6 protein-coding genes and 1 pseudogene are annotated in these 8,349 nt (G+C 40.7%); 4 read left to right on the forward strand and 3 right to left on the reverse strand.

What is annotated here, in order from left to right; genetic code table 11:
* Both E1176_RS10290 and E1176_RS10295 read left to right on the forward strand, forming a co-directional pair.
* On the forward strand, positions 1-989 hold a 989-nt coding region (locus E1176_RS10290), incomplete at its 5' end, for an iron ABC transporter permease (protein WP_155210525.1).
* Positions 986-1,987: an ABC transporter ATP-binding protein gene (locus tag E1176_RS10295; RefSeq protein ID WP_155210526.1), complete on the forward strand. Its 1,002-nt coding sequence runs from the start codon at positions 986-988 to the stop codon at positions 1,985-1,987. The genes E1176_RS10290 and E1176_RS10295, both read left to right, overlap by 4 nt.
* 18 nt (positions 1,988-2,005) lie before the next feature.
* Here the strand turns inward: E1176_RS10295 and E1176_RS10300 are convergent, their stop codons facing one another.
* Genes E1176_RS10300 through sbnA form a run of 3 tightly spaced genes read right to left on the reverse strand, consistent with a single transcriptional unit; the run spans position 2,006 to position 6,236 of the window.
* A complete protein-coding gene (locus tag E1176_RS10300; RefSeq protein WP_246205997.1) occupies positions 2,006-3,475 on the reverse strand; it encodes a type III PLP-dependent enzyme domain-containing protein in 1,470 nt (489 codons plus the stop codon).
* Positions 3,426-5,225, reverse strand: coding sequence for an FAD/NAD(P)-binding protein (locus E1176_RS10305; protein ID WP_155210527.1), 1,800 nt, complete (start codon positions 5,223-5,225; stop codon positions 3,426-3,428). The genes E1176_RS10300 and E1176_RS10305 overlap by 50 nt, the downstream gene beginning before the upstream one ends.
* Positions 5,226-5,231: 6 nt before the next feature.
* A complete protein-coding gene (sbnA, locus tag E1176_RS10310) occupies positions 5,232-6,236 on the reverse strand; it encodes a 2,3-diaminopropionate biosynthesis protein SbnA (protein ID WP_155210528.1) in 1,005 nt (334 codons plus the stop codon).
* Between the two features lie 402 nt (positions 6,237-6,638).
* On the opposite strand from sbnA, the gene E1176_RS10315 reads away from it, so the two are divergent.
* A complete protein-coding gene (locus tag E1176_RS10315) occupies positions 6,639-7,967 on the forward strand; it encodes an NAD(P)/FAD-dependent oxidoreductase (RefSeq protein WP_155210529.1) in 1,329 nt (442 codons plus the stop codon).
* Between the two features lie 9 nt (positions 7,968-7,976).
* Positions 7,977-8,349, forward strand: a pseudogene (locus tag E1176_RS10320) (hypothetical protein); the annotation flags it as partial.

Genomic DNA, 8,349 nt, shown 5'->3' on the forward strand with positions numbered 1-8,349 from the left:
GTTTAGTATTGTTCCTGCTCGATATTTCGTTAGGAAGTGTACTTATTCCAATAGATGATGTAGTAAGCATACTCTTGGGTGATGAAACTCAGAAGACCAGCTGGAAGAATATTATCCTAAAATTTAGGCTTCCGCGAGCTGCAACTGCTATCGCTGTAGGGGCGGGTTTGGCGATTAGTGGTCTTCAGATGCAGACCCTATTTAGAAACCCACTGGCCGGTCCGTTTGTATTAGGAATCAGCTCGGGAGCAAGTCTTGGCGTGGCTTTATTAATGCTTTCGGGCAGTGTCATTACCTCCTCTTTCTTTATATCTGACCTTGGTAATTGGTTAGTCGTAGGTGCTGCAAGTGCAGGTTCCGGCTTAGTTCTTTTGCTGGTTGTGGCCGTTTCAGTGAGAGTGAGAGATAGCATGACCTTACTCATCATCGGCCTCATGTTTGGCAGCCTAACAGGTGCTATCGTTAGCCTCCTCCAATATTTCAGTACGGGAGATGAAATTCAACTTTATCTTTTCTGGACATTCGGTAGTCTTGGCGGACTGAGCACTAATGAACTTACCGTATTGGGTACAATTATTATGGCTGGTCTTCTGCTTGCTGCATTTCTCATAAAACCCCTAAATGCATTTCTATTAAGTGAAAATTATGCGAGAAGCATGGGTGTAAATATTAAGCGCAGCAGATTATTAATTATCATAAGCACAAGCTTGTTGGCGGGCTCAATCACTGCCTTTTGTGGACCAATAGCCTTTATTGGCCTTGCCGTACCGCACCTGACGAGGCTACTATTTGATACGTCAGATCATAAAATTTTGATACCCGCTGTTGCGCTTACAGGGGTGATTATAATGCTCATTTGTGATATCATTTCACAGGTACCAGGCAGTCAGAATATTTTGCCTATAAATGCCATAACCTCGCTTCTTGGTGCGCCAGTCGTCATTTGGATTATTTTGCATAAAGGCAGCATGAAAAATACTTTTACTTGATAAGAGCGGATCACGATATTACCCTAAGCCTTGATAACCTTACCGTAGGTTATTTTAAAGGAAAGTCAATAAATCGAGTTATTGAAAATATTCACCTGAAGGCTTATTCGGGAGAATTGATATGCTTTATGGGACCCAATGGCGTAGGTAAGTCAACTTTATTGAGGACGGTTTGCTCATTGCAAAAACCTATTGAAGGGAATATCAATATTAGAGAGACCAATCTAAATGACATCTCGCCATCGCAACTCGCTAAAGAAATTAGCCTTGTACTTACTGAGCAAATTAATGCTGGAAATCTCAATGCCTACGAACTCGTGGCTCTCGGGAGATATCCCTATCTCGGCTGGAACATAAAAATTAACACAGAAGATCAGCAGATTATTGATCGCTCCATTGCCCAAACCGGGATAGAAAAATTTGTCCACAAAAAGGTATTTGAACTAAGTGACGGGCAGCTGCAGAAGGTGATGATTGCACGAGCACTGGCACAGGACACACCAATTCTGATCTTGGACGAACCAACAGCACACCTCGATCTTAATAATCGCGTAGCGATTGTCAATCTATTGAAAGACCTGGCCAAAGATGCCAATAAAACGATCATAATGGCCACACATGAGTTAGACCTGGCTTTACAAACGGCAGATAAGTTATGGTTGGCAGGAGAAAAGCAACCTATAAGAGAGGACATACCAGAAGACCTCGTACTCAACGGAGCGATTGATGAAGTTTTTAAGTTGAAAGGTTACGACCTAAAAACAGGTACTCTTGAAAAGAAATCATTAGGGTATAAAGTCCATCTTATGGGTGATGGTCACAATTTTCTCTGGACCAAAAATGCTCTGGAAAGAAATGGCTTTGATCTGGATGAAAATGCCGAAATACGTATTGAAATAAAGAATGGAGGTAATTTGAGTTGGCATCTCAAAAATGAGGACACCACACATGATACCCTTAATGACTTAATCATACACCTGATCAAGTTATTTCAATAACTCACGTATAGATTCCAACTATACCAGCTGCTGCACATGCGCGTCTCTGGCAAAATCTACCAACGCTGGTCGGTCCCCGGTTTTTTCATAAAATACATTGGTAGCCAGATCAAATAGATGGGCCTCGGACTCGTAGAAATGCATCATGTAACCTGCTGTGTTTATAAACATTACGAAGTCTCCAATGTCTGGTAACTTGCTGAGTGACAATTTTCTTTTGAGTAAAATATCTTGCTCTAAGCAATAAGCCCCGGTAAAATACACCTCCACTTCATCATTGGTTGCTGGCTTTTCCTTAAAAATAACATCCGGGTCGAGTAAGAAGTCGGTACTGGAACTGCGCATTTGCGTCATGTTCATTTCTAATCCGACCAGCCAATCTCCTTTACTATCTTGTTTTCTAAAAGCGACCCTAGCTACCGTCATCCCAATTTGATCTAAAAGAGACCGCCCCGGCTCCATTCTAATCTCAATGCCTTTTTCTCGTAACAATTGGGCATTAGACTTTTCACCCTCTGCTTTGTAATCGAGCACCTGAGCCATGAAATTACTTTTGTTTACTTCATTATAGTAAGGGTAGGTATTCAATCGGCCGATCAGCTCACCCTCCAAAAGCTCATAACCGAGCCCGTTATTACCATGAGTGATCTCATCTCTTTCACCTTTTACAGCCTTCCTTAATTGCTCGTCAAATGCTTCCCACTCCTGTTGACTTTCTAAGTAGTTTACCAAAAATCCGCCTCCTATATCTATAAAATGGGTGGTATAACCTTTTTCTTTCAAACGATCGGCCAGGGCCACGCATGCATTTAAAGCCACTCCTCTCTGACTAATAGAGTAGCCATTTAAATGAAAATGTAATCCTTCATATGAGAGGGCAGAATATTTATTAGAAGTAAGGTTGTTGCAAATGAACGACTCGACTATTTCTATATCAAAGCCAAACCTGCTGTATAGCTTTTGGTCCTCGTGGGTAAAACCACTTACCCTAATTCCTATTCTCGCATCAGTGTGCAGTTCGTTAGCTATTTTCTGTACCTGAATGAACTCGTCTTCATTATCCAGGATAAGCAAAATCTCGTTTTGAATGGCTAACCTAAGTAACCTCTCTTCTTTAATAGCCGCTGTTACCACCAATTGAGAGGGGTCAACACCTAAGGCTATGCACTCCTTCAGTTCGTTATAACTGGCAGTATCTACACCCTGATTCAGCTTGTGTGACTCAACAACGAACCCCTGACATTTATTGGCTTTGCGGGCAAATAGAATTTTATGTTTTAGCTCTCGTTTTTCGAGCTCATTTTCAAATGATTTTATATTACTTCCAAAACTCGGCAGATGATGAATATTTACCGGTGAGCCAAACTGTTCTATTACCTCCTCCAAAAGCTCATGCTTTCCGAGTTCAGTCATCCAGGTCGACTTTTTTGGTGTAAGTTTAGGTAGCAACGGCATATGTACTTGTTTTGGTATTTGTGCGTATATCATCTACTACACGCCTGGCCCAGTCGGTTACGAAATCATTTCGTGTACGAGAGAGGGTATCATTATCATAAGTTAGCCCTTCTGTAGGTGTACCTGCGAGCGTAATGCGATAAGCCACTTGGTTTTTAACACCAATTGGTCGGCCTTGTTTGTCGAGGTCAATACATCCGGGAGCGAAAGAGGTCCCATCGTCAGATTGATTTACGTAGGGGCGTGCAATACCATGATTTAGCAGGCTTTTGTATAATCTGGAGGCTGATTTTTCTAAATCAATTTTCGGAATCCGTGCATCTATATGGTAATACGCCTCGGCAGTCTCTCCTTCATTATTTACTATTATCCAGCATTCTTCATCTTTTGAGAAAACAATCTCTGGTTGATAAGAGTGACTGAAGCTAACAATCCCTGCATCTGCCAATGCGATAATCTTCTTTACATTTTCTACCGGTGGCCCGTAAGCTATACGATTAAATTTACCGTGATACTGCGAGACAAATTGCTCGTGAGAGGCAGGGTGAAACCCGCCAAAACAGTATAAATCATTGATAGTTTGGCTCAATTTGCGCCAGGTGGCCGCTGCAGCAGCCATAGGGCTTTTTTTCTCTCCTTTTAGCGCCTCTTCTACCGTCATTTTCAAATAATCAACCATGGCATTATGGCTGTGCTCTTCCAAAGGATCAAAGAGTTGATTTACAGAAAATTTTTCTAACTCCGAGTGATGATCGTGAAAACAATCAATTTCATAGTTGAGAGCCTCAACACTCATTGGCTCACTTGCTTTGTAATTATATTGCTTGAATAAGACCTTATAGTAATTATATTTTATCTCCGCAATGATCAAAGGCATCAAATCTCTTTCAAAATCAAGACTTTTCTTCTCTGACAATTCTTCAAGTTTTAGATCGCTGAAGAAAAGCAGCTTTTTACTATCGCCACCCGACCCATTTCTGGGAAACATAGGTATACCGGACTTGGAATACGCCAGTAAGCTTTTAGGCTCTTCACCACTTGGCATATATTTAAATCGTGCCTCATCTACTATTTGAAAAAGGCCCCCTCTACCCTCAGTGAGTGCCAGAGCACAATCAATAAATGTGAGCCCCATACCTTTGATAAGTACTTGAGACCCTTCCTCAATGTGACTCAATCGCTCTTCTACAGGATAAACAAAGTCAGTATAATTATCGATACTCACTTTATGCGCATTTACAGACCCGTGGCCGGTAGTCAATAACAATTGGTTTACTCGGTTTACGTTTATCTTACTCCCATCCGAGTATTCACCAGTAAGCGTATAAAAATCTCCAGATTGCTCCACATCGATCACTTCGGCCGGGTGTGTAAATATTTGAATGTGTGATGGTTTATGAAGCTTTATCTCATGAAATCCGTCTTGCAAATATTTACCTACCAAACCTCTGGATGAGTAACCTGTGTAGATATTTTCAGGATATTCCGGGTAATTTTTTTCTAACCACTTGCTATAGGGCAAGGGTTGTGGTACGATTGGCTTTGGTAAATCTTCCGACCACATATTAATTTTTTCATTGATGTAATTCATCAATAAATAATTGGGTTGGTCGGGCCGATATACCTCCCCAGAGCCAAAATGTGGGGTTTTATTAAATATGTAAATCTGAACCGGGGTTTGTATTTGTTGATGTACAATTTGAGCCATTAGTCGCTCAAGCCCATACAAACCCTTTGGTCCGCCTCCTATAATTGCAACTTTGTAAATTGCCTCCTCATGCATAAATTTTTAATTAGCAGATTGCAGTCGCTGTTTTGTTTTTAGCATGGCTACCCATTGCCAGTTATAAATTGTGTCTAAATAACGCTCACCTTTGTCGCAAAGTATAGCTGCACATACAGAGCCGAACGGTAAATTATCACTGTATTTTTCTATCGCAGATACAATTGCACCAGAAGATCCTCCGCACATGAGCGCTTCGGTATCCAACAACAAGTGACAGCCTCTAACACAATCCATATCGTCTACATGTATTACGTCATCTACATACTCACAGTTTAGCAATTGAGAAGGTCTACTGGCTCCATGGCCCGGTATTTCTCTATCACCTGCAGGTCTATTAAATAATACACTTCCTTTGGCATCTACTGCAATCAGCTTGGTTGGTAGCCCATTGTCTTTGATATATTGCGCGCAGCCCATGAGTGTACCACACGTGCTTGTTGCTACAAATAAGTAGTCTGGGGCCGCCTCTAATGATTTTACTATTTCACGCATAGTTTGCTCATGTGCCTTCGGATTTTCAAAATTTCCGTATTGGTTTGGCCAAAAGCTGCCAGGGTGTTTGTCAAGCAGTTCTTTTACGCGATTAAGTCTGGCACCTAGAAAACCTTCTTTAGGGCAAGCCTTTCTTACGTAATCGATTTGAGCTCCGTATGCTTTTAATATTTTAAGTGTTTGCTGATTGATTTTAGGATCTACAACCACGATAAGATTTACTTCATAGTATTTGCAGACCTGAGCCAGGCCAACAGCAAGATTACCCGAACTAGACTCAATCACAGTACCTCCAGTATGCAAATATCCTAAGCGCATCGCATTTTCTATTAGCTGTTTGGCAGTGCGGTCTTTTATGCTACCCCCTGGGTTGGCCGATTCTAACTTACCAAAAAGAGTATATGGCTTATCCTTAGAGAGTTTATCAAGTTTTATCAGCGGTGTATTACCGATTGTGTCAATTACTCCGCTTTGTGTTAAGGTCTGTGTTTGATTTGAGATAGAATTTAATTGCATGGCGTTTTCTTGTTGTTGGAGAAAAACAGAAAACTAAGATTATACCAGAAAGAGGAATCACCTCTTAAATGACTTAAACGCAACATCACAAAAAAAGTGGGTAGCTGATACCTCGCTTTTAGGCCTGAGCATTCCCCAAGTCGGGGAATAGATGGATCGCAAACGATTGAATAGAGATGCGATTTATACTGATCTCGATTTAATATTTAACAAAAGACTCACTAATATGTAGTAGCATAGTGCAAATGCTGAGAACTACGCTCTACACTGAATTTGAATTACATCAAGACAAACGCTAATTTGTGATATACCAGAATATGCAGACAGAAACATTGATTTGTCAAATGATTGACAGCCGAAACCCGTATAAAAACCCCATCTTAACAGGAAAATAGATCATTTATGCAACATGTGGCCATCATAGGAAACGGAATAGCGGGTATAACAGCCGCCCGACACATCCGAAAAAACAGTGATTTTGAAATAACAGTCATATCAGCAGAATCTGAGCACTTCTGGTCACGCACAGCATTGATGTACATTTATATGGGCCATATGAAATATGAGCACACCAAACCCTACGAAGACTGGTTTTGGGAGAAGAACAATATTAATCTCGTGCATGATTATGTAGAGCGAGTAGATACAGAGAAGAAATCTATAGTGCTAAAAAATGGTGAGCCACTAAACTATGATAAGCTAATTCTGGCTACGGGAGCTCAACCCAACAAATTTGGCTGGCCTGGACAAGACCTCGAAGGTGTCTCAGGTATGGTGTCTTTGCAAGACCTAGAGTACATCGAAAAATATACTAAAAATATCGAGCGAGCAGCTATAGTGGGTGGTGGACTCATCGGTGTAGAATTAGCAGAAATGCTACACTCGAGGCATATACCCACCACTTTTTTGGTAAGAGAGAAAGCGTTCTGGAATAATGTACTACCAGATGAGGAAGCCAAAATGATTGGCCAACACATAAAAAAACATGGCATCGATCTTAGATTAAAAACCGACCTCAAAGAGATCTTATCAGACGAAAATGGTCGGGTAAGGGCCATTGTAACTGCTGATGGTGAAGAAATCCCCTGTCAGTTTTTAGGACTTACACCCGGGGTGCACCCAAACATAGATTTAGCCAAAGCTTCTGATATAGAAGTAGACAAAGGAATAATCGTAAACGAGTACCTCCAAACCAACTCACCTGATGTATATGCGATCGGAGACTGTGCACAACGAAAAGAGCCTGTTCCTGGTCGTGGGCCTATTGAGCAAGTTTGGTATACTGGCCGTATGATGGGTGAGACAGTGGCACAAACAATCACCGGTAATAAAACTGCCTATACTCCTGGTCATTGGTTCAATTCTGCTAAATTTTTTGATATCGAATATCAAACCTATGGCCGTGTGTGGGGTGAACTGAAAGAAAACGAGGCCGATTTCTTCTGGAAGCATGACACAGAAGACATAGCCATACATTGTGTGATGGATAGCAGAGATAAAACTTTCAAAGGGATCAATACATTTGGAATACGACTAAGACATGAGGTTTTTGATCAATGGCTCAAAACCAAGGTGAGCTTAGACCATGTCATCGACAATCTCGAAGAGGCGAATTTCGACCCTGAGTTTTTCAAAAAGCATGAGTCATCTATTAAACAAGCGTATTTACAGGCATTTCCTGAGGCGAAAATTTCTATAAAGAAAAGAATTAAAGTATTAGGTATTTTTTAATAAACCACGATGAGCATTATTCAAAAAACAGGTATCGCATTTCTTCTATTTGGGTCTGCCTTATTAATCTCCCTCCTATTCATCAGTAATTATAAAATAACTGATGAGACTCTTGAGAAAGCCATTTCTAAAGAAAGTGAGCGAGCTCTGGTAAAGCGAGACTTGAATGAAATGACCGATCAGTCATATAGTAGCAGTTTTGCTTTCAATGCAGCGGTTAAAGACAATTTGCAAAGGGCAAACAAAAATATTAAAGACAAATACGCCATCTCTGAAAGTGAGATTAGTGATCTAGTCAATTCTTTTGAAGGCGATAACATTTCTTACAATAATGAGAAAGTTTCGGGTCTATTTTCAGATACTGAAGTTGGACAATTTAAAA

Origin of the sequence: Fulvivirga aurantia, assembly GCF_009711475.1 — a bacterium.
In the GTDB taxonomy this organism is placed as follows: Bacteria; Bacteroidota; Bacteroidia; order Cytophagales; family Cyclobacteriaceae; genus Fulvivirga; species Fulvivirga aurantia.

Coding starts and splice junctions, on each gene's coding strand:
- E1176_RS10300 (WP_246205997.1), bottom strand. CDS start 3,475: ATGATATACGCACAAATACCAAAACAAGTACATATGCCGTTGCTACCT.
- sbnA (WP_155210528.1), bottom strand. CDS start 6,236: ATGCAATTAAATTCTATCTCAAATCAAACACAGACCTTAACACAAAGC.
- E1176_RS10305 (WP_155210527.1), bottom strand. CDS start 5,225: ATGCATGAGGAGGCAATTTACAAAGTTGCAATTATAGGAGGCGGACCA.
- E1176_RS10315 (WP_155210529.1), top strand. CDS start 6,639: ATGCAACATGTGGCCATCATAGGAAACGGAATAGCGGGTATAACAGCC.